Source organism: Streptomyces roseolus (assembly GCF_014649855.1).
Taxonomy (GTDB): Bacteria; Actinomycetota; Actinomycetes; order Streptomycetales; family Streptomycetaceae; genus Streptomyces; species Streptomyces roseolus.
In genome coordinates, this window is record NZ_BMTV01000033.1 from 39,367 (window position 1) to 61,235 (window position 21,869).

A 21,869-nucleotide genomic window follows, 5' to 3' on the forward strand; every position below is an offset into this window, starting at 1 on the left:
TCAGCGCCGGCCGGTGACCTCGCGGTGCCGGAACAGCCTCGGCGAGGACGCTTCAGGAGGGTGTGGGGCGCACCGCCAGGATCGCGATGTCGTCGGTGCTGTCGGCGCCGAGCCCGATCAGCAGCTCGTCGCAGAGGACGTCGAGCGGCTCGCGGGCCAGCCCGGCGGCATGGTGACGGAGCCGCTCCATGGCGTCGCTCAGCGACTCGTCCCGGCGCTCGATGAGGCCGTCCGTGTACAGCAGCACCGTCGCGCCCGCGGGCACGGCGTCGTACGCGCTGCGGCGGGGCACGTCCGGGTCCATGCCGAGGAGCAGCCCCGAACCGTCCTCCAGGAAACGGGTGCGGCCGTCATCCGTGACCAGCAGCGGCGGCAGGTGCCCGGCCGAGGAGTGCACCAGTTCCCACGGGCCCTCCGCCGGGCCCTTGATCAGACCGTAGACACAGGTCGCGGTCGCCTCCTGGTGCAGGGTGTGGTTCGCCATGTCGAGACGGCGCAGCACCGTCTCCGGCGGCTCCTGGCGGTCGACGGCGATGCCGCGCAGCATGCTCTGGAGCCGGCTCATGGCGATCGCCGCGTCCAGGTTGTGCCCGGTCACGTCGCCGATGACCAGCGCCGTGTCGCCGCTCGGCAGGAGGAAGCCGTCGTACCAGTCACCGCCGACCTGCGCGGTCGCGGACGACGCGGCGTACCGGGCCGCCAGGTCGAGGTGACGGACCTCGGGCAGGACGGGCAGCAGCGACCGCTGAAGCCGTTCGGCGATGTTCCGGGTGTCCTGGTAGAGGCGCGCGTTGTCGACGCCCAGCGCCAGGGCGCGGCCCAGTTCGTCGACGAGCGGCAGGTACTCCTCGGTGAACGCCTGGCCCCGTCCCGTACGGGCCACGGTCAGCGCGCCGATGGTCTCCCGCCGGGCGCGCAGCGGGGCGACGACGGCGCTGCGCGCGTCCAGCCGCTCGAACAGGGCCCCGAAGTCCGCGTCCAGCGGGCCTCCCGCGTCGGCCGGCGGGGGCTCGGTGAGCAGCAGCGGGCCGGCGCCGCTGAGCGCCCGGGCGAGCGGCCCCCGCGCCTCGTCGGTGAGCGGCGGCAAGGTGCCCTCGAAGTCCTCCGCGCGCGTCCCACGGGGTTCGCGGTGGACCACGCACGCCCGCTCGACGCGCCCGTCCTCGGTGAGGAGGTCGACGGCGCACCAGTCCCCGAGCCGGCCGGTGAGGACCTGGCAGACCCGCTGGAGGACGTCGTCCAGGCCGTGGGCGTTGCTGATCGCCGCTCCGGTCTCCGCGATGAGCGACACCGGGTGCGGTGACGGCGGGACCGCTTCGAGGCGCTGCCTTCCGGCTCGTTCCCAGGAAGCGGCGGCCCGCCTGTCGCCGGGGCGGCGCGGCCCGGAACCGCTGGACACGGCGGCGCGGGGGGAGAGCCGGGCGACGAACACCGTGCGGCCGTCCGCCGTCTCCTGCGTCTGGATGAAGAGCCGGACCGGGACGAGCGTCCCGTCGTGGTGCAGCGCGGGAAGCGGGACGGAGCGGCCCAGGATGCGGGGCTCTCCGCTCAGCAGCAGGGACGTGAACGCCGTGATGTGCCGGGCGCGCAGGTGCTCCGGGATGATGGCGGTGAGCCGCTGTCCGACGAGCTCGTCCGCGTGCCAGCCGAGGAGGTCGGCGGCGGGGCCGTTCGCCGCGATGATGCGGTTCTGTTCGTCGGCGGCGAGCGTCGGCGCCCTGTGGGAGTGGATGTGCGCGGGGTCCCACGGCACGAGCTCCGCCGGTCCGGCGCCGGGCTCGCGCGGCACCACGGTCCACGCGGTGGGGGGTGCGCCGGCGAGCTGGCCGGTGATCTCGTCGAGCAGCCACTGCTGGAAGACCCGGCTGCGGGGCAGCGCCGGCAGGGCGAGCAGCCGCTCGTCCTGGGCCGCCTGTTCCGCCACGTCCAGGACGTGGCGCAGGGTCTCGACCGCCGGTGCGGCGTCGGCGGGCACGGCCAGGGGCAGGGAGCGGATCTCCCCTTCGGCGGACTCGTGGCGCAGGGCCGCGGTGACGCATCCGCTGATCACATTGCTGATGTCGTGGGCGGTGGCGAGGTCGCGCGGCGGTACGAGGTCCTCGCCCGCGGCCGAGGCGAGCTCCAGCTCCCGCAGCAGCAGGTGCCGGTGCTGCTGCGCGGCGGAGTACAGCGCGCCCGGTACGTCGACGAGGGTCACCGTCCGCGCCGACTCGGCGGGCGGCGGGGGAAGCTCCCAGACCGAGGGAGGCGGCCTCCCGTCGGGCCACAGCTCGAACCACGCCGCCTTGGTGCCGTCGCCGGTGTCGACGCCGTGCCGTGACGCCAGCCGGGCGACGAGTACCAGCCCCTGTCCCGTACCGGCGTACGGAGGGCAGTCCTGCGGCACCAGGGCGCGCGACGGCCGGTGGTCCCCGACCGTGACGCGCACGCGGTGCCCGGACACCCGCGCGGAGACCTCGATCTCGGTTCGCGCGTGCAGCAGGGCGTTGGTCACCAGCTCGCTCACGAGGAGCTCGGCGGTGTCCGGCAGACCGGGCACCGTCTCCGGCGCGGTGCCGGCGAGGGCGGCCCGCACGAACCGCCGGGCCCGGGCGACGCTCTCCGGGACCGGAGGGAACCGGCGGGAGTTCGCCGCCGGGGCGGAGGTCTCGCCCATGACTCCAGTCTGTACCAGCGGCCCCCGCCGCGCGGCCGGCGGCGGCACGCCACGTGGCGGACGGGTGAGCGGGCCGCCGCCGCGGAGGTGGGCCGCCGTGGCACGCGACGCACCGGCGGCGCATGGTCGGTCGCCCCCGCGGGGCCGCCGGGCTCACCGTGGCCGGGGCGGGGTGAACGCGACGAGTTCCACTTCGAAGCCGTCCGCGTTCTCCAGGTAGGCCGCGTAGTGCTGCTCGCCGCCGGCGTACGGGTGCGGCTCGGGGAACATCAGGTTCCAGCCGTGCCGGGCCGCCTCGGCGACCAGGTTCTCGACGGCAGCGGCGTCCTCGGTGTGGAAGGCCAGGTGGTTGAGCACGGGGCGACGGCGGTCGTGCCGGTCGGCGGTGAGAGCGGCGGACTGCTCGATGACGAGGTACGTGGGCCCGAGGAGCCGGCTGCGGCCCGTGTCCCAGCTCTGGGAGACCGTGTAGCCGAGCGTCCGGAGCAACCATCCGAGCGAGGCGAGAGCGCGGTCGAGGTCGGGCACCCGGATCTCGACGTGGTGCAGTGTCCCGCGCACCGGCCGGTTCACGCGGTCACCGCCGGCGGCCGGGGCGCCGTCCGCTCCCCGTCGTGCCTGCCGCCGGCCACCGGACGACGCCCGTCCACGTCTCTCACTTCAGCCACCTCGGCGGTACAGGAGTCGACTCCGCTCTCCGGGGCGGCCGCCCTGCTCGACGGTCACCGCGAGATCATCGGAGAAGTCAACCCTCCCGCGCTCCCCGGCCGCGGCCGGTACCGCGCGGCCTCGTCGCAGCGCGCCGGACGAGCGCCGCCGGAGGGGCGGCGCAAGGACTTACGGGGTCCAGTCGCCCAGCCAGTCCGCGACCTCCTGGGAGGCGGCCTGGGCCGCGGTCAGGTGGGGGCGGTCGGAGCTCTGCGGGCCGGCCCCCGGGCCGGTGTTCATGTACTCGGCGAAGCGGTCCTCCTTCCAGGAGAACCCGCCCATGTCGGTCCAGGGCGTGCGCTTGATCGCCGCGCTCAGCTCGGAGTTGCGGACGGTGGTCTGGGGGTCCGCCGTGGTGTCGCCGCCGGGGTGCCAGTTGCGGCCGAGGTGGAAGGAGCCCGCGGTCACGTCACCGTTGATCGTGGAGCGGTTGATGAGGATGCCCTTGCGGCCGGCCGGGGTGCTGGGGGCGGTGACGTACCCGGCCGAGGTGCCGTCCCAGCGCTTCTTCAGGGTGATGACCGACCGGTCGATCACGGCGGTGGCACGGCCGAAGACGAAGTCGACGTTGCCGACGACGTAGGAGTTCGTCATGTAGACGCGGCCGGGCTTGTCCTTCGCCGCGGTCTCCAGCTCCAGGGTGTCCTGGTCACCGGTGACGATGAGGCTGTCCAGCACGATCCTGTCGGCCGTCGTGAGCAGCGCCACCGCCTGGTGGCCCGTCAGGGACTGGTGGGCGGCCTCGTCGAAGTCGTTGGAGACGGTGAGGTTGCGGAGGTGGGAGTCGTCCGAGCGGACGGCGACGGTGGCGCTCCCGGGAGTGCCGTACGTCCCCGAACCGTCGGGCTTGGGCATGCCGGCCGCGTTCCCGTACACGATGACCGTGTCCTTGCGGCTCGCGCCCGAACCCTGGATGGTGACGTGCGGCTTGTTCGCCGGAACGCTCACCGTCTCGCGGTACGTGCCCGGCTTCACGGAGATGACGACGCGGCCGGTGTTGCCGGCGGGTACGGCGTCCACCGCGGCCTGGACCGTCCGGTACTGGCCGGTGCCGTCCTTGGCGACGGTCAGGGTGGCGGCGGCCGCTTCGGCGGCGGTGGCGACCTTGCCCACGGCCGCCCTCGGGCCGGACCCCGCCTTCACCCGTGCCGGTACGTCGGCGGCCGCGTCCGCCGTGTAGGCGTAGTGCGCCTTCGGGTCGAAGGCCGTCCCGCCGCTCTCGTTGCGGCCGCTGGTGCCGGAGAAGAGGTTGCCGCGCTGGACCAGGGCGGCGGTGGCGTCCTTGATGACGGGGTTGCGGACGCCCTGGAAGTACGAGTTCTCCAGGACCATCCGCGTCCGGCCGCGGGCGTAGTTGCCGTAGGCGGAGGTGATGGCGGTGCCGGCCACGTCCTCCAGGTAGTTGTTGTAGAGGTGGGCGTGGGCGGCGTTGTCCGTCGACGGGTTGCGCTGCTCCGTCTCGCGGATCCAGTTGTGGTGGACGGTGATGTCGGTGACCAGGTTCTCGGTCCAGCCGATGCCGAAGGCCTTGTTGGCGTTGTTCAGCCTGTTCCAGGAGACCGTCACGTACGTGCTGTCCTTGCGGACGTCGATCAGGCCGTCGGCGGTGTGCCGGAGATCGTTGTGGTCGATCCACACGTGGTGGGCGCCGTCCATCTGGACGGCGTCGAAGTCGTGTTCCTTGTCGTTCCACACGCCCTGGTACGAGTCCCGGATGGTCAGGTTCCGGATGATCACGTTGTGCACGCCCTGGCCCAGGAAGAACCCGCCGCCGACGATGTGCCCGGAGGTTCCGGAACCGATGATCGTCTTGTCCGAGGCGACCTTGATCTCCTTGCCGACGGGGGCCACGGTGATGGCGCCGGCGACGACGATGACGTACGGCTCGGCGGCGGTCGCGTACTTCTCCAGGTCGGCGAGCGACGTGACGGTGACGGTCCTTCCGTTCCGTCCGCCGTACGTACCGTTCTGCCCGAGGGCGTCGACCGAGGCGAAGCCGTCGGCGGCGTCGGCCGCCCCTGCGGGCACCTCGGCCGCGACGGCCCTGTCGCCCTCGCCCGGTCCCAGGCCGAACACGGACCCGTAGGCCAGAACGCCGGCAGCGGCCAGCGCCATCGGCAGCCCCAGCGCCAGAGCCTTGCGGGGCCTGCGGTGACGCGCGGCGCGGTGGTGGGAGGTCATGTGCACTGTCCGTTTCCGTGGAGGGAGTGGTCGACCTCCTGTCGCCACCGGGGACGGAAAGGTTGCCGGGCCGGTGAAAGATGGTCGAGGAAGTCTCCCGAGCTGCGCCGTGCGGCGCGATCCGGTCTCGGGCAGCCCGGTGTCCCGTGTCCCCGGCCGAGGCGACGCCGCAGGCCGCCGTGACCGCGGCTGCCCCGGGCCGGGCCGCCCCCGTCCGGGCCCGACGTACGCGGGGAGCAGCGTCCCTGACCTGGCTTGATTCACTCGCAGGGGAACGTGACCGAACAGCAGGGGCACTGTGGTGACTGCTCTCCGGGGCGGGCAGGTGGTCGGTCGGCTCATCGGTTGTGTGACGAGATGTCATAGGGGACGTTCGGGTGGCGTCCGTCTTGAGCCGCAACCGACCGTGGCGCACCCGTAGTCGTCTGCCGCAGTGGCATGACGACCAAGGAGGCACCTGTGACTGGTTTTCAGGCTTTCACTTCGAGCACCGCGGGTCTGATGGACCTCGACCCGTACCGCTTCCCCGCCGCACTCGTCGACGACCTGCCGGAGCCGGCGTCGACCGCCTGCCGCGCCATGGAGCCCGGCACGACCTCTCCGCCCGCACCCGACCCCGCGGGCCGCCTGTTCTCGCCCCTCGAGCCGGCCGACCATCGTCGCCTCGAACTGCACGCCGCCCTCACCACCGCGGGCATCGCGCCCCGGCCCGGTGATCTCGACGCCATCGAGGCGCTGTGCAGGCTGGACGACACCACCCACGCCGCGCTCCGGCGGTGGATCAGCCGCGCCGCCTGACCCGCACGGCAGGTGACTCCGGCGGCACCCGACGCCGAGGCACGGACGCGCGATGACGCCGGCGCCTGCGAGCCCGGCGGCCGCGGGCCGGTGGTGCGGTCCCCACGGCCGGCGGGCGCGTCGGCAGACACCACCTGCCGCCGCCCTGGGGCCTCGGCATCTCGGTCGGCGCCCGGGGCGAGAAGGCCCGCGTCACGATGCGGTTCCGCGTGGAGGATTCGTTCCTCGCGACGGCGTACCGCCGCTTCACCCTGGCCGTCACCGGGAACGAACCCGTCGAGGACCAGGTCCGTCGGTTCGTCGGACGTATCGACACGTCCGACCCGCGTTCGACCGCCCCGTCCGACTGATCCGCTCCCGGTGCGCCGAGCCGGCCGTCCGGGCGGCGCGGTCAGGCCACCGGGGTCACCGCGTCATTCCGTCCTCCACGGCCTGAGCTTCTCGGGGTTGAGCACGGCCCAGATCCGGCGGATCCGGCCGTCCGCGATGTCGAACGCGTACACCGACACGACCGTGCCGTCCAGGTGGGCCGCCAGGCCGGGCTGCCCGTTGACCGTGCGCTCCCGGAGCGCGAGGCGGCCCGGAAGGGTCCGCTCGGCGAAGAAGCGGGCGATCCGTTCGGCGCCCTCGATCGGATGGAGCAGCGCCGTGACGAGTCCGCCGCCGTCCCCGACCGCGGTGGCGTCGGGGTCGAGCAGGCCGATGAGGGCGCTGATGTCCGCGGCCTGCCACGCCAGCTTGAAATCTCGGACGACACCGGCCCGTTGGGCCGAAGGCGACAGGGGTGCCCGTGAGGCGTCGATACGGCGCCGGGCCGAGGCGGCCAGCTGGCGGCAGGCCGCCGGTGTGCGGCCGACGATGTCGGCGACCTCACCGAAGGGGTAGCGGAAGACGTCGTGGAGGACGAACGCCACGCGTTCCGCCGGCGTCATCGATTCGAGCACGACGAGGAAGGCCATGCCGACCGACTCGTCGAGCGTGACGCGGTCGACCGGATCGGCCGTACCGTCGTGCGCGCTGCCGGCCGGCCACTCGGCGTGCGCGGGCAGCGGTTCGGGCACCCACTCCCCCACGTAACGCTCCCGTCGTGCCCTGGCCGAGCGCAGCACGTCGAGGCAGATGCGGCCGGCGACCTTGGTCAGCCATCCCCCCGGGGACGTCACCGCCTCCCGTTGCCGCGCCGGCATCGCGTACCAGCGGGCGTACGTCTCCTGTACGACGTCCTCGGCCTCGGCCAGGGAGCCCAGCATCCGGTACGCGAGGTTGACCAGCCGGCGGCGCTCGGCCGCGAGCGCCCTCGTCGTCGAGTCCTGTCGGCCGTCCTGGGGCGCGGTCGCGCGGTACGTCATCGTCCTGAGGCTCCTCGGTCGGATCTTCCTTCACCGTGATGACGTGGCAGCGCCCCGGAATGTGAGGCGGCCCGCCTCACATTCCGCCGGGCCGTCCCGTCGTACCCGGTGAAGGAACGCGACGGAAGCGGGCGGAGGTCGTACGCCATGGAAGCCGCCGTGCTCAAGGCCGGCCGCGCCGCCCGCCTCCCTTCCCGCAGCACACCCTCACCGAAGGAGTACACGATGACCACCACCAGCGAGTCCGAGGTCCGAGCTCTTCTGGCGAGCCGTGCCGACGCCCAGCAGTCCAAGGACATCGACCGGCTCATGTCGTTCTACGCCTCCGGCGCCGTCTACTACGACGTCGTCCCGCCCCTGCGGTTCACGGGAACCGGGGAGATCCGGCGGAACTTCCTGCGCTGGTTCGACGGGTACGTCGGCGGGATCGGCCTGGAGACGCACGACCTCACCCTCGTGACCGGCGGGGACACCGCGTTCGCGCACATGCTCCACCGCGACTCGGGAGAGCGGAAGGGCGGGCTCCAGGCCTCGATATGGGTCCGGGAGAGCGTCTGCCTCCGCAAGTCCGGCGGCACCTGGTCGATCACGCACGAGCACGTCTCGATCCCCGTCGACCCGGCCACCATGACGGTCTGGCTCCCGTCCGACAAGGACCAGCTCGCCTGACCCCGTCCGAGCCCGCGGCCGCGCCGTCGGCCCGGTGGCCGCCGCGTCCTGGGTTTTCCCGTCGTTTCCCAGCGTGGCCGATGAGTTCGCGGCGTGCGGGCGGTCCACACTCGTGACACCCCCAGCAGGAAGGACACCGCCATGTCGGAGCTTCTCGTCGACTTCATCACCTCCCTCGACGGCTACGCGTCGGGAGAGGGGTGGCCCGGCTTCTGGGGACTGGAGGGTCCGGAGTACCTCGCGTGGCTCGGCGAGCAGCCCGAGGCCACGTACCTCATGGGAGCGAACACCTACCGTCTGATGTCGGGCTTCGCGGCGGGCGAGGTCCCGGCGGGCCAGGACGAGTTCCGGCCCGAGGAGGAGGCGTCCGTCGACGAGCTCACACGAGCCTCCAAGGTGGTCTTCTCCTCTTCCCTCGACGAGCCCCTGACCTGGTCCAACTGCACGCTCGTCCGCGACGACGCCGTCGAGGCGGTCCGCGCCATGAAGGCGACCGGCTCGGGGCTCCTCAGCACGATCGGCAGCCTCGGCCTCTCCCGGTCCCTGCTGCGGGCCGGTCTCGTCGACCGCTTCCGGGTCGTGATGTTCCCGGTGATCACCGGGGCCACCGGCGAGGAACGCATCTACGACGGCTATCCGGACGTCGCCCTGGAGATGACCGACCACCGCACCTTCGACGGCCGCATCCAGCTGGTCGAGTACAAGCCGCGCGTGCTGGACCACCCGCCGCTCGGCGCGCCCGCCTGACCCCCGGCCGGTCCTGCGGCGGACCGCCGTGGCTCGGCGGCGCGAGGCGGTCTCCCGTTCCGGGCCCGCCCCGGCCGCGGTGCCTCGTCCGCCGTCTAACGAGGACCCGATCGGGTGCCTCCCGCTGGCAGCGCGTCGCGGAGTCGCCGGGAGCGCAGGACCAGGAGGAGCTCGAAGCGGCGGTCGGGGTCGTCCAGGGCGTCGCCCCACAGTTCCCGGATCTGGCGGAGGCGGTAGCGGGCGGTCTGGGGGTGGACGCCGAGGCGGCCGGCCACTTCGGGGGCGCCGCCGGAGGTCTCGATCCAGGCCAGGAGGGTCTCGGCGAGGCGCCGGGCCTGGGCGGGGGCGACGTCGTTCAGGGGGGTGAGGCACCGCGCGGCCGCGGCGTCGATCAGGTCGCGGGAGGGGAGCAGGAGCAGTTCCTCCGTGCGGTCGGTGCAGTGCTGCACCTCGCCGTGCGGCAGCAGGCCCTCCTCCGTCAGGGCGACGGCGGTCTCCGCCCAGCGCAGGGAGGCCACGGCGGAGGCGAGGGGCACGGTCGGACCGATGGCCCCCGACCAGCCGGCGGTGGCGTGGCGGACGTGGTCGACGCGGCCGGCGGTGTCCGGGTCGGGGATGACCATGCGGGGCTGTTCGCTCTCCATGTCGAGGAGGACCCCCCGGCCGAGGGCGGGGGCCACGGCCTCCCGCGCGGGCCGGATGAGGAGCCCGACGGCGACGGTGGCCGGAAGCTCCCAGCCGACCCGCGCGGCGCGCTCCCCGAGGGCCTGGGCGGGGTCGGCGTGCGGGCCGGACAGGAGCCGGTCGATCAGCCTGCGCTGGAGGCGCAGGCGTTCGCCCTCCTGGCGGGCCGCCGCTTCGGCGTAGCCGCGTACCGACTGTTCCACCAGACCGTCCAGGTACTTGAATCCGGACTCGGCGAGTTCGTACATGGCGGGTGCGGCGATGTCGACCTGCTGGCCGATCTCGGCGAACCGGCGCCAGGCCAGGCGTACGCCGAGGCGGTAGACGGCCTGGAGGGAGTCCAGGCTGCGTCCGTTCAGGCCCTCGCCGCGGCCGAACTCCTGGAAGACCTCGGACGGCACGCGCGGGTCGGCGGCGCCGGACGCGAGGTGGTGGACGAAGCCCTCGATGGCCCGCCGGATCCCGACGAGGGCCTTCGGTTCGCCGGACTCCCCCTCGACGAGGCGCAGTTCGGGGAACTCCTGGCGAATGGCGCGGAGGATCTCGTGGGCCAGGGCGGACGATTCGGCCAGGGCGACGTCGGCGAACCGGTCCATCTGCGGCTGGGGCACCTCACTCCAGGCGAGTCGGGTCATCGGCTCGCCGGGGTGGTCTCGTAGGTGACCAGGGGGACGTTGGGCTGCTCCGGGACGCCGTCGAGCAGGGACACGATCCCGAAGGAGGCGCCCACGGCGCACATCGCGGCGATCACGACGGTTCCTGTTGCTGCGATCAGTCTGCGCATGGTGTCGGGTCAGCTCCTCGCTGGAGACGTCCCCTTCCCGGCCGGCCCCCACGCCGACCGACAGTGTTGACAGTACATTGACATCTCGTCAAGTGCTGCCTAGCGTCTTCGGCCACAAGGACCTCGACCGGGTCCTGGGGTCCGTGCGTCTCCGTGAGCGTTCTCGAAACTGGAGTCCCGGATGCGCCGTACCGCTTCGCCCTTGTCCCTGATCCTGCTGGGAACAGGGGTCTTCCTGCTGGTCCTCGCGCCGCTGCTGGTGGCGCACGTCCTGCCGGAGGCGAAACGCACTCCGCTCGACGTCGACACGACGACCGTCTTCACGGGCACCGGCAGCTACTTCGACACCGCGCTGCTGGAGACCGTGGACGACCGGCGGATCACCATCACCCGACAGGTCCGCGGCGACGTCGCCGACGGCGTGCGCGGCGGGAAGGCCGTGTGGGACGTGTCCACGTCGGTGGACACCGACGCCACCCTGCCCGCCACCGACACCCGCGACTCGCTCCAGTGGACCCTGGAACGCTGGGTCACGGACCGGCGGACCAACGAGCCGGCGCACTGCTGCGGCGAGTCGCCCGTCTTCGACGGCGAGGCGTACCTGAAGTTCCCCTTCGACGTCGAACGGCGTGACTACCGCTGGTGGGACGGCACGCTCGGCGGCGTCGTCCTCCTCCGTCACACGGGCCCCGGCACCGTGCAGGGGCATCGCGGGCTGCGTTTCACCGGCACCGTCCCCGCCACCCGCACGGGCGTGCGCCAGGTCCCGGGGAAGCTCGTCGGCCTGCCGGAGCGGCCGCAGGTCCTCGCCGAGGAGTGGTACGAGAACACCGGCATCGAGCTGGTGGTGGACCAGCCCACCGGCCGGATCCTGTACGCGGCCATCGGGCCCCGGAAGACGCTGCGCGCCCCGGAGGCGGACGAGGACGCCGTCGTCCTGCTCGCCAGTGACAAGATCGCCTTCACCGAGGCGACCCAGCGCCGGCAGGTGGAGCTGGCGGCGTCGGACGGCAAGAGGCTCAAGCTGCTCGGCAGCGTCGTCCCGGCGGTGTCCGGGCTGCTCGGTGCGCTGCTCGCGCTGGTCGGCGGGATCCTGGTGGCGCGCGGGCGCGTCCGCCCGGTGGCGCGCGACTGATGCTCACTTGTCGACGCATCTCCGCGCCTGAGCGGTCGCCAAGTTGTCATACCGGTGAGTAGCCCCGGGTCGATCGCCTGACGAAGACTGGCGTTCCCCATCAAGCACGGCCCCGTCCCGGTCGCCCCTGCCCGTATCCGTCCCTGCCCGTTCCACCGTCCCCGTTCCGTCCCAGGGCGGCCTCTCCCAGGCCCGTCCCCGGCCGGCCTTCCTCAGGCCCTTCCCGCCGGTCCCCGTTCCGCTCGGCTCCGGCCTCCCAGGGCCGGATCCCCTCCCGTCCCTCTCCGGCCTCCCCGGCCGCACCGACTCCCTTCCCGTCGGTCCCCCGCCGCTTCCCCGCACCCGCACGCGAGTTGGAGCACGCATGCCCCAGCACGTCCCGCCCCCGCAGCTCACCCCCGCCCCGCCGCCCCCGCTCCCCCCGGCCCCGTCCGGGCGCGTCCAGAGCCGCGCCCGCCGGAGCGAACCGCCGCGGCGTGTCGTCTTCCTCGCCCACCGCGGCGTCGGGAACCCCGCCGCGGGCGGCTCGGAACTCCTCATCGACCAGATCGCCACCGGGCTGACCGGGTTCGGCCACGACGTCACGCTGCTGTGCGGCGGGACCGCGGCGGAGCGCCCGTACCGGGTCGTGTCGGCCGGAGGCCCGTTCGGGCACTTCGTCACGGCCCGGTCCGCCTTCCGGCGGCACGTCGGCTCGTGCGACCTGCTCGTGGAGGTGTGCAACGGCATGCCGTACCTGTCGCCGCTGTGGCACCGCGGCCCGACGGTGTGCCTGGTCAACCACGTCCACACGGAGCTGTGGGGGATGCGGTTCCCCCGGCCGGTGGCCCGTACCGGCCGGCTGCTCGAACACTGGGCGCTCGCCCGGGCCCACCGGGGCAACCTCCTGGTCGCGGTCTCCCCCTCGACGGAGGCGGCGCTGCACGCGATCGGGGTGCCCCCGGAGCGGATCCGCGTGGTCCACAACGGCGTTCACGAACCGGCGCCGCGCACGGCGCGGTCGCCGGAGCCGGTGTTCCTCGCCCTCGGCCGGCTGGTCGACTACAAGCGGGTCGACCTGCTGCTGCGCCTGTGGGAACGGGTCCGTCCGGTCACCGGCGGCCGGCTGGTCGTCGTGGGCGACGGGCCCGAACGCGAGCGGCTGCGGCGACTGGCGGGCGACGGCGTCGAGTTCACCGGCCACGTGTCGGAGGAGGAGAAGCACCGGCTGCTGTGCGAGGCGTGGCTCCTGCTGCACCCCGCGGCCGTCGAGGGCTGGGGCCTCGTCGTCACCGAGGCGGGTGCCCGCGGCACGCCGACGCTCGGCTTCGACGTGTCCGGACTCCGGGATTCCGTACGGGACGGCGTCACGGGCGTCCTGGCCCGCGGGGAGTCCTCGTTCGCCGCCGCCTGGTGCGCCCTGGCCCTGGACACCGGCCGGCGCGAGGCGATGGGCGAGGCCGCGGCCCGGCTCGCCGCCGAGTACCGGTGGAGCAGGACCGTGCGCCGGTTCCGCGCCATCGCGTCGGAGGCCGTCGAGCGGGCCGGGCCGTCCTCGGGCCGGGTCGGGCGGGCGGAAGGCGCGCGCCGATGAGAGATCCGTCCTTCGGCCGTTCCCTGGCCCTGTTCCGGGCCTTCCTCCGCGAGCAGGACGATCCCGACGCGGCGTACGAACTGCTCGCCCGGGACGCGGCCGACCAGATCGAGCGGCTCGTGCCGCTGAAGGGCCGGGTCGTCGTGGACGTCGGCGGCGGGCGCGGGTACTTCACCCGGGAGTTCCGCCGACGGGGTGCGCACGGCTACCTGTTCGAGCCCGACCCGGCCGAGCTCGGGCCTGCCGGGTCCGTGCCCGCTTCGGCCGGTTCCGGCGGGACGGCGGCCGGTTCCGGGAGGACGGGGACCGGTTCCGGAGAGACCGCCGGTTCCGGCGGGACCGCCGTCGTCGCGGACGGCTACCTCCTGCCCCTCGCCGACGGCGCGGCGGACGTGTGCTTCTCGTCCAACGTCCTGGAGCACGTACGGGACCCCGGCACCTTCCTCAGCGAGCTGGTGCGGGTGACGCGGCCCGACGGCCTGATCTACGTCTCGTTCACCAACTGGCTCTCGCCGTGGGGCGGCCACGAGTGGGCGCCCTGGCACTACCTGGGCGCCGAGCGGGCGCGGGCCCGCTACGAGCGGCGCACGGGCCGGGCGGCCAAGCACCGGCTCGGCGAGAACCTGTTCGCGGTCGGCGTCGGTCCCACCCTGCGTCACGTCAGGGGACGGGACGACGTCGAGATCCTCTCCGCGCGCTCGCGCTACTGGCCGGTGCTGCCCGGGGCCGTCACCCGGATCCCGGTGGTCCGCGAGTTCGCGACCTGGAACCTTCTCCTTCTTCTTCGGCGGTGTTCATGACCAGCCTCGTTCCTGTCCGTCCGCCGGCGCCGCCCGGTCCCGGTTCCGGGGCCGGGGCCGCCGCGCCCGGCCCCCGCCGTGCCTCCCGGCGGTGGCTGTTCGGCTTCTGGGCCGCGGTGTTCGCGGCCTTCCTGGCGGTCTCGCCCGGCCGGATGACCTTCGACACCAAGCTGGGGGTCGTCACCGATCCGTGGGGGTTCCTCGCGGACCTGGGCCGGCTGTGGCAGGACCGGGCCGGGTTCGGGGGGATCGCCGACCAGTACGTCGGCTACGCGATCCCGATGCTGCCGTTCCACGCGGCGGCCGATCTGGTGGGGCTGCCGGTCTGGCTGGCCGAACGGCTCTGGCTGTCGGTCGTGGTCACGACCGCGTTCTGGGGCGCCCTGCGGCTGGCGGAGCGGTTCGGCGTGGGCTCGTCTGCGTCGCGGACGGCCGGCGCGGCCGTGTACGCGCTGTGGCCGACGTACACGATCGTCGTCGGCTCCACCTCGGCCGCCGCGCTGCCCGGCGCGCTGCTGCCGTGGGTGCTGCTGCCGCTGACGCGCCCGGGCACGAGCCCGCGGCTCGCCGCGGCGCGTTCGGCGCTGCTGGTCCCGCTGATGGGAGGGGTGAACGCCGCCTCCACGCTGGCCTCGCTGCTGCCCGTGGGCCTGTACCTGCTGTCCCGGCCGGCCGGCCCGCGCAAGCGGGCGCTGATCGCCTGGTGGACGCCGGGCGTGATCCTCGCGACCGCGTGGTGGATCGTGCCGCTGCTGCTCCTCGGGGCGTACGGCGAGAACTTCATGCCGTACGTGGAGACCGCCCGTACGACCACGTCGACGATGTCGGCGACCGAGGTGCTGCGCGGCGCGGGGAACTGGGTGGGCTACCTCCACTTCGGCGAGGCGTGGCTGCCCGCCGGCTGGACGGTCGCCACCTCGGCCGTCGTGGTGGCCGGTTCCACGCTGGCCGCGGCGCTCGGCCTGGCGGGGCTCGCCCGCCGGGACGTGCCGGAGCGGCGGTGGCTGGTGCTGACGGTCTCCGTCACCGCGCTGATCACGCTGGCCGGTTACGGGGGCGCGCTCGGCGGCCCCTTCCACGAGACGGTGCGGACGTGGCTGGACGGGCCGCTGGTGCCGTTCCGGAACGTCTACAAGTTCCAGACGGGGGCGGCGCTCGCGCTGGCCCTGGGCCTGGCCCACCTGACGGCGGTGGCCCTCCCCCGGGCGGTGCCGGTGCGGCTGCGGCGGCTGGCGCCCGTCGTGGCCGCCGTGGTCGTCCTGCCGGGGCTGGCCTGGCCGTACCTCAACGGCACGATCCTCCAGCCGGGCTCCTTCCGGAAGCTGCCCTCGCACTGGGAGGCGACCGCGGACTGGCTGGCCGAGCACGCCCCGGAGGACCGCGCCCTGGTCGTGCCGGCGACCGCGCACGGCATCTACACCTGGGGATCGCCGATCGACCAGCCCCTGGACGTCCTCGCCCGGTCGCCCTGGGCGCAGCGCGACTACGTGCCGTTCGGCACGCCGGGCAACCGGCGCGTCCTGGACGCCGTGGAGCAGGCGCTGGCGTCCGGCGGCGAGGTCCCCGGCCTGGCCGCGTACCTCGCCCGGGCGGGCCTGTACCACGTGGTCGTCCGCAACGACCTCGACCCGGACCAGGTCGGGCACGTGCCCACGACGACGGTGAAGCGGAGCCTGGAGGCGTCCGGCTACCGCCGGGTCACCGGCTTCGGTCCGCTGCTGACCGACGGCCGGATCCCGGACGGCACGCCGTTGCAGGTGGAGGGGTTGTACCCGCGTCAGCGGGCGGTCGAGATCTACGCCCCGCCGGCCGGCACCGCGCGTCCGGGGCCGGTGCGGATGTCGCCGGCGGCGGACACGGCGGTGGTCAGCGGCGGGCCCGAGTCCCTGCTGCCCCTGTCGGCCTCGGGCGCCGTGACGGGCCGGCCGACGGTGCTGGCCGGCGACGCGCACCCGGGGGTGGACGCGCCGTCGCTGTACGCGGCCGGCGACGGGCTGCGCCGGGCCGACACCCGGTTCGGTCTCGTGAACTCCGGGACGTCCCACACGTACACGGCCGAGGAGCGCAACGCGGCGGAGGCGGTGCAGGACCCGGGCGCGGAGCCGCGCCAGATCCTGCCCACGTCCGACGGCGCCCGGCAGACCACCGCGGTCCTGCGCGGCGCGCGGTCCGTGACCGCGTCCTCGGTCGGGAACTGGCTGTTCCACCTGCCCCAGTACGACCCGGTCAACGCCTTCGACGGAAACCCGGACACCGCCTGGGCCGAGGGTTCCCCCGGGGCGCCCCGCGGCGAGTGGCTGCGGATCGACTTCGACGCTCCGGCCGCGATCCCGGCGACGCTGGACCTGACCCCGCTGCCCAGCGGCGAGGTGCGTGCGGCGCCCACCCTGGTGGAGGTCGAGACCGACCGCGGCAGCGTGGTCAGCCCGCTGCGGCCCGACGGCAGCACCCAGCGGGTCGCGGCGCCGCGGGGCGGGGCGAACTGGCTGAAGCTGACGATCCTCGGCTCCCAGCAGGGCCGTCCGGGGCTCACCGGCGCCGGGTTCGCCGAGGTGGCGGTGCCGGGCGTGCGGGTCACGCGGATGCTGCGGCTGCCCGCCGACGCGCCGCCGGAGGTGAACGGACCGGTGGCGTACTCGCTGAACCGCGGCAGCGACCCCGGCGGTCTGTCCGCCGTGCCCGCCGAGGTGGGGCTGCACCGGCAGTTCACCGCCGCCGCGTCCGGTGACTACACCGTGCGGGCCACGGCCCTGCCCGTACCGGGCAAGGAACTCGACGACCTGCTGTTCGCCCTCACGGGGCGGCGGGAGCAGATCGTGGTGAGCGCGGACTCGACCGCGCGGCTCGGTACGAACCTGAGCCCGCGCAACCTCACCGACGGCGACCTGACCACGGCGTGGGTGGCCGGCGACCGGCCCGTGCTCCGGCTCTCCTGGCCGGAGAAGACCGCGGTCGGCGAGATCGTGCTCGCCTCGTCCGGCGGTCTCGCGACCCGGCCCGAGCAGCTGCGGATCAGCTCGCCGGACGGCGCGGCCATCGCGTCCGTGGACGACAACGGGGTGGCGCGGTTCGCCGCCATCACCACGGACCGGATGGACATCGCCTTCTCCCGGGTCGCGCCGCTGACCCTGCACCATCCGGTGGCGGACCGGCAGTTGCAGCTGCCGGTGGGGCTGAGCGAGCTGCACGTCCCGGCGCTGGAGAAGTACCGGGCGCCGCAGCCGGACCCGGCGAAGCGGTTCACGCTGCCGTGCGGGAAGGGCCCGGTCGTCTCGGTCGACGGCCGGTTCCTGGAGACGCGGGCCGAGGGCCGGATCCGGGACCTCACCGAGCGCCGTCCGATCGCCGTCTCCCTCTGCACGGACGGCGGCAAGGTCCCGCTCGCCCGCAGCACCCACACCGTCGAGGCCGGGGACACCGGCCCCCTCGCGGTCACCCGCGTCGACCTGACGAGCGGTGCGCCCCGGGCCGCCGCGACCGCGCCGCGCGAGGTGGAGGCCGTCTCCGGCGGCGGCGACCGGCGCACGGTGCGGGTCGGCGCGGGCGAGGCCTCGTACCTCCAACTGCACGAGAACCACAACGCGGGCTGGACGGCCGTGCTCGACGGGCGGGAGCTCACGCCCCTGCGCGTCGACGGCTGGCAGCAGGCCTGGCTGGTCCCCGCCGGGGCGGGCGGGACCGTGACGCTGGTCTACGAGCCGTCCCGCCTCTACACCGCCGGGCTGACCGTCGCCGCGGTGTCGCTGCTGGTGCTCGCCGGGCTCGCGCTGCCCGTCCGGCGCCGGACGGACGACGCCGGGAGCGGTACCGGGGTCGGTACGGGAAGCGGGTCCGGCGTCGCGGCCGAGCCGCCCGCGCCCGGGCTGCTGCTCGGCACCGTGGTCCTGACCCTCGTGGGCGTGGTGATCGCGGGGCCGGTGGCGGCGCTCGTGCCCGTGCTCGCGGTGCTCGCCAGGCTCCGTCCGGCGCTGCTCGCGCCGCTCGCCTTCGCGGCGATGACCGGCGCGGGGGTCGCCGCCCTGACCGGCGGCGCGGCCGTCCTGGACCGGGGCGCGTACGGGGCCACGGCCCAACTCCTCGCCGTGACCGCACTGTTCGCCGCGCTCGTGACCGCGCGCCGGGGCTACGGCTCCGGCACCGGCGCCCACCGGGCCGGGTCGCCCGGCCCGCGTACCGGCGCGTACGGACCGGGCCCCCGGCCCGGAGAGGAGAGGGACTGATGGCCACCGACCACCGCACGCGGGCCGCGGGCCCGTCCGCGCGGGAGCCACTGCCGAGGGTGCCGTTCACCGTCGCGGACGAGATCGCCCGGCACTGCGCCGACGCCCGCGAGCCGAACACGGTGCACCTCGAGCTCCATCTGCCGGGTCGCGTGGCACGGGACCGGCTGCGCGAGGCGTTCGAGCAGGCGCTGGCCCGGCACCCCCGGGTGCTGATGCGGGAGCGGCGGCGCGGTCCGTTCGCCCGGCGCCACGAATGGGAGCTGGCCGACCGCGCCCGCGCGGACGTGGTGGTCTTCCCGCCGTGCGAGCCGGGCGCGCTCGCCCGGGCCCGGCACCGGGCGCTCGCCGAACCGCCGTCGCTGACGGCCCCGCCGCCGCTGCGTCTGGAGGTCGTCGAGGAGCCGGACCGGGAGGGCTGCGTCCTGCTGCTCACGCTGCACCACACGGCACTCGACGGGCCCGCCGGCCTGCGCGTCGTCGCGACGGCCGCCGAACTCTACGGCGGCCGGAGCGCCCCGCCGGCCGCCCCGCCGGCCCGTCCCCCGGCCGGCGCGGCCCCGCGGCGCCCCGGCCGGGGCGCCGCGGTCGCCCGTGTCGCGGCCGGACGCCCCGGGCCGGCTCCCGGCAACGCGATGCTGGTCACCGAACTGCCGGTGCCGCGCCGCCCGTCCGGCGCCGCGCACACCGTGAACGACCAGCTGATGGTCGCCACGGCGCTGACCGTCGCCGACTGGAACCGCCGCCGGGGAGCGCCCGAACGCCCCCTGCGCATCACCATGCCCGTCGACGACCGCGACCGGGGTCCGGCGATGCCGATCGGCAACGGCACACGGCTCGTCGAGGTCGACTACGCGGCCGCCGAGGTCCGGCCGGACACCGACGTCGGCGCGCTGCTCCGGGCCACGGCCGGACGCACCCGCGCCCTCAAGTCCCTCGACCGGCCGCAGCTGGGACGTGCGGCCGAGCTGCTCACCGCCCCGGTCGTCCCGGTCGCCGCCCGCGCGGTACTGGCCCGGGGCGCGCGGCGGCTCGGGGCCCGGTGGATCTCCACGACGCTGCTCAGCAACATCGGCCGGATCCCCTACCCGATGGACTTCGGCGACGCGGGACGGGCCACGGCGGTGTGGGTGTCGGCGCCGGCCGCGATGCCGCGCGGCCTGACCTTCACGACCGCCTCGACCGGCGGCCGGCTGCACCTGGTGGTGCGGTGGTCCCGGGCCCTCCTGGGGGACGAGGACGGCCGCCTGATCACCGAGACCTTCGCCGACCGGCTGGCGGCGACCGACGGGGAGGCGCTGTGAACCGGGGAGAAGCATCGACGGCCGCCGGGGCGAGGCGGCCGGTACCGGACACCGCACCGGCCGGGGAGGCGCGACAGACGATCCCGGTCATCGCACCGACCGACGAGGAGCGGAAGACGATCCCGGGCACCGCATCGGCCGGCGGCGCGGGGCGGGACACGAGCGCTTCCGGCGCCGGTGCCTCGGGCGGGCTGCGCGACTTCTACGAGAACCCCGCCGTCCCCGTCGCGTCCGGCGACGCCCGGAGCCGGCGTCAGGCACGGCTGCTGGCCGAGGCGCTCGACCGGCCCGGGGCGCTGGTGCTCGACGTCGGCTGCGGCGACGGCACCGCGGCGGCGACGGCGGGCCCGTTCCTCGCCGGGCACCGGATCGTCGGCGTCGACTGGTCGCAGGACGCGCTGCGCCGTGCCCGGCCGCGGATGAGCGCCGCCGTGCGGGGCGAACTGGACGGCGGGGGCCTGCCGTTCGCGGACGGCTGCGCGGACGCGGTGCTGTTCAGCGAGGTCGTCGAGCACCTGGTCGACCCGGACAGCGCCCTGGACGAGCTGCGGCGCGTGCTGCGCCCGGGCGGTCATCTGATGCTCTCCACCCCCAACCTCGCCGCCTGGTACAACCGGGCGCTGCTGCTGGCCGGCCGGCAGCCGGTGTTCTCGGAGGTGAGCCTGCGCGGCATCCACGGGCGGCCCGGCACCGAAGTCGTCGGTCACCTCAGGCTCTTCACGGCTCGGGCGCTCCGCTCGTTCCTGACGTCGGCCGGATTCGAGGACGTCCGGATCTCCGGCGCGCCGTTCCACGGCGTCCCGCGCGGGCTGCGCCTGGTCGACCGCGCGGCCTGCGCGGTGCCGTCCGCGGCGTCCATCCTGCTGGCGCACGCCCGGCGGAGGTAGCGGCGTGTGGTGGGGAGTGGCGGCGGCGCTGACGGCCAACGTGCTGTACAGCGTCGGCTTCGTCCTGGAGAAGCGGGCGCTCGGAGGACTGCCCGCCCTCTCGGCGGGACGGCCGGTGCGCGCCGTCGCCGCGCTGCTCACCAGCCCGCTGTGGACGGCGGGCGCGCTGGCGCTGGCCGCCGGGTTCGCCGCCCAGCTGTTCGTGTACCGGGCGCTGCCGATCGCCGCCGCCCAGGGCGTCTTCGTCTCCGGCCTCGTCCTGCTGCTCCTGCTGTCGTCCTCGGTCCTGGGCGAGCGTCCGTCGGGCCGCGAGCGGCGGGCGGTCGGCGCCGTGCTGGTGGCGCTGCTGATGGTCGTGGCGTCGGTACGCGAGGACGACGAGGTGGCGAGCGGGGACGTGCCCTGGGGCGTGGCGCTGTCGGTGTCCGTGCCGACGCTCGCGGCCGGCGTCGCCCTGTACGGGCAGGTGGAGCGGCGGGCGCGCCGCCGCCACCGCGTCCCGACGAACGGCATCGGGTACGGCGTCGCCGTGGGCCTCCTCTACGGCGTCAGCTCGCTCGCCGTCAAGGGCGTGTCGGTGCGGCTCGCCGCCGCGGACGCGGCCGGTGCGGCGGGGGCGCTGCTCGGTTCGCCGTACCCGTACCTGCTCCTGTTCACCGCCGGCGCCGGGCTCGTCATGTCCCAGACGGCGCTCCAGCGCTGCCGTGCCACCTTGATCGTGCCCGTCTGCACCACGGTGACGTGCCTGTTCACCGCCGTGGTGGGGACGCTGGCCTACGGGGAGCGGCTACCGGACGATCCGCTCCTGCTCGTCCTCCGTACCGCGGGCACGGCCCTGGCCCTGTTCGTGCTGCTCCTCCTGCCCCGCCACGACCCGCCGCCCGCCCGGGCGCCGGGACCCCCGTCCCCCCGGCCGCGCCGCAGAAGGCGGCGCCGTCACCCGTCGAACAGCGAGGACCCCCGTGTCTCCCACTCCGTCCACCCCTCCCCCGGCGCTCGACGACACCCTGCTCCGCATCCTGGCCTGCCCCCTCGACAAGGGCCCGCTCACGCCGACGGCCGACCGGGACGCCCTCTATAACCCCCGGCTGCGGCTCCGCTACCCGATCGTGGACGGCGTCCCCCAGCTCCTGCCGTCGTCCGGGCAACGGGTGCCGGCCGAGGCGCACGACCGGTACGCGAGCGGCACGGACGCCGCCGCCGGGTAGCCGCACGGCCTTCGACGGCTCGGGCCGACGCCCCGCCCCGTCCGCCCGGCCGGGAAGAGCGCGCTTCCGGAAACCTGTTCCCCTCGTGCGCCTCCTGCGCGGGGAACAGGTCGATCCGGTGCGGCCGGTGGCGGGGGGCGAGCGGCCCGTGGTCCGTCCGCCGGCC

At 74.8% G+C, this 21,869-nt stretch carries 18 protein-coding genes; 12 read left to right on the forward strand and 6 right to left on the reverse strand.

What is annotated here, in order from left to right:
• Positions 1-52 precede the first annotated feature (52 nt).
• The 3 genes from IE245_RS30880 to IE245_RS30890 all read right to left on the reverse strand — a co-directional run bounded on the left by IE245_RS30880 (position 53) and on the right by IE245_RS30890 (position 5,545).
• Positions 53-2,656, reverse strand: coding sequence for a SpoIIE family protein phosphatase (locus IE245_RS30880; RefSeq protein WP_189953590.1), 2,604 nt, complete (start codon positions 2,654-2,656; stop codon positions 53-55).
• Positions 2,657-2,809: 153 nt separating this feature from the next.
• A complete protein-coding gene (locus tag IE245_RS30885) occupies positions 2,810-3,229 on the reverse strand; it encodes a VOC family protein (RefSeq protein WP_189953592.1) in 420 nt (139 codons plus the stop codon).
• 264 nt (positions 3,230-3,493) lie between these two features.
• Positions 3,494-5,545 carry a pectinesterase family protein gene (locus IE245_RS30890; protein ID WP_189953594.1) on the reverse strand — a complete coding sequence of 684 codons (2,052 nt, stop codon included), beginning with the start codon at positions 5,543-5,545 and terminating at the stop codon, positions 3,494-3,496.
• A gap of 459 nt (positions 5,546-6,004) precedes the next feature.
• On the opposite strand from IE245_RS30890, the gene IE245_RS30895 reads away from it, so the two are divergent.
• Both IE245_RS30895 and IE245_RS30900 read left to right on the forward strand, forming a co-directional pair.
• Positions 6,005-6,343, forward strand: coding sequence for a hypothetical protein (locus tag IE245_RS30895; RefSeq protein WP_229851721.1), 339 nt, complete (start codon positions 6,005-6,007; stop codon positions 6,341-6,343).
• Between the two features lie 209 nt (positions 6,344-6,552).
• The gene (locus IE245_RS30900; RefSeq protein ID WP_189953598.1) at positions 6,553-6,693 is read left to right on the forward strand and encodes a hypothetical protein; all 141 of its coding nucleotides are present in this window, start codon (positions 6,553-6,555) and stop codon (positions 6,691-6,693) included.
• Positions 6,694-6,756: 63 nt separating this feature from the next.
• On the opposite strand, the gene sigJ is transcribed toward IE245_RS30900, so the two are convergent.
• Positions 6,757-7,692, reverse strand: coding sequence for an RNA polymerase sigma factor SigJ (gene sigJ / locus IE245_RS30905; protein WP_189953600.1), 936 nt, complete (start codon positions 7,690-7,692; stop codon positions 6,757-6,759).
• Positions 7,693-7,917: 225 nt separating this feature from the next.
• Between sigJ and IE245_RS30910 the strand changes: the two genes are divergently transcribed.
• Complete coding sequence (locus IE245_RS30910; protein ID WP_189953602.1) at positions 7,918-8,361, forward strand: YybH family protein; 444 nt, start codon at positions 7,918-7,920, stop codon at positions 8,359-8,361.
• Between the two features lie 141 nt (positions 8,362-8,502).
• Entirely contained in the window at positions 8,503-9,108 is a 606-nt protein-coding gene (locus IE245_RS30915; RefSeq protein ID WP_189953604.1) for a dihydrofolate reductase family protein, read from the forward strand.
• A 95-nt stretch (positions 9,109-9,203) separates the two neighbouring features.
• Here IE245_RS30915 and IE245_RS30920 read toward each other — a convergent pair whose 3' ends face one another.
• Both IE245_RS30920 and IE245_RS30925 read right to left on the reverse strand, forming a co-directional pair.
• Entirely contained in the window at positions 9,204-10,427 is a 1,224-nt protein-coding gene (locus IE245_RS30920; RefSeq protein ID WP_189953606.1) for a PucR family transcriptional regulator, read from the reverse strand.
• The gene (locus IE245_RS30925; RefSeq protein ID WP_189953608.1) at positions 10,424-10,576 is read right to left on the reverse strand and encodes a hypothetical protein; all 153 of its coding nucleotides are present in this window, start codon (positions 10,574-10,576) and stop codon (positions 10,424-10,426) included. The genes IE245_RS30920 and IE245_RS30925 overlap by 4 nt, the downstream gene beginning before the upstream one ends.
• A 181-nt stretch (positions 10,577-10,757) precedes the next feature.
• Between IE245_RS30925 and pgfA the strand changes: the two genes are divergently transcribed.
• The 8 genes from pgfA (at position 10,758) to IE245_RS30965 (ending at position 21,703) form a co-directional block, all read left to right on the forward strand.
• A complete protein-coding gene (gene pgfA / locus IE245_RS30930) occupies positions 10,758-11,711 on the forward strand; it encodes a cell envelope lipid trafficking protein PgfA (RefSeq protein ID WP_189953610.1) in 954 nt (317 codons plus the stop codon).
• Between the two features lie 364 nt (positions 11,712-12,075).
• Positions 12,076-13,284 carry a glycosyltransferase family 4 protein gene (locus IE245_RS30935; protein WP_189953611.1) on the forward strand — a complete coding sequence of 403 codons (1,209 nt, stop codon included), beginning with the start codon at positions 12,076-12,078 and terminating at the stop codon, positions 13,282-13,284.
• Positions 13,281-14,084: a class I SAM-dependent methyltransferase gene (locus IE245_RS30940; RefSeq protein ID WP_189953613.1), complete on the forward strand. Its 804-nt coding sequence runs from the start codon at positions 13,281-13,283 to the stop codon at positions 14,082-14,084. Before IE245_RS30935 ends, IE245_RS30940 begins: the two co-directional genes overlap by 4 nt.
• Positions 14,081-18,304, forward strand: coding sequence for an alpha-(1->3)-arabinofuranosyltransferase domain-containing protein (locus IE245_RS30945; protein ID WP_189953616.1), 4,224 nt, complete (start codon positions 14,081-14,083; stop codon positions 18,302-18,304). Before IE245_RS30940 ends, IE245_RS30945 begins: the two co-directional genes overlap by 4 nt.
• Complete coding sequence (locus IE245_RS30950) at positions 18,304-19,608, forward strand: condensation protein (protein ID WP_189953618.1); 1,305 nt, start codon at positions 18,304-18,306, stop codon at positions 19,606-19,608. The genes IE245_RS30945 and IE245_RS30950 overlap by 1 nt, the downstream gene beginning before the upstream one ends.
• Before the next feature lie 191 nt (positions 19,609-19,799).
• Positions 19,800-20,495 carry a class I SAM-dependent methyltransferase gene (locus tag IE245_RS30955; protein WP_229851736.1) on the forward strand — a complete coding sequence of 232 codons (696 nt, stop codon included), beginning with the start codon at positions 19,800-19,802 and terminating at the stop codon, positions 20,493-20,495.
• 4 nt (positions 20,496-20,499) lie between these two features.
• Positions 20,500-21,576, forward strand: coding sequence for a hypothetical protein (locus IE245_RS30960; protein WP_229851724.1), 1,077 nt, complete (start codon positions 20,500-20,502; stop codon positions 21,574-21,576).
• Positions 21,458-21,703, forward strand: coding sequence for a Trm112 family protein (locus IE245_RS30965; protein WP_189953621.1), 246 nt, complete (start codon positions 21,458-21,460; stop codon positions 21,701-21,703). The genes IE245_RS30960 and IE245_RS30965 overlap by 119 nt, the downstream gene beginning before the upstream one ends.
• Positions 21,704-21,869 lie beyond the last annotated feature (166 nt).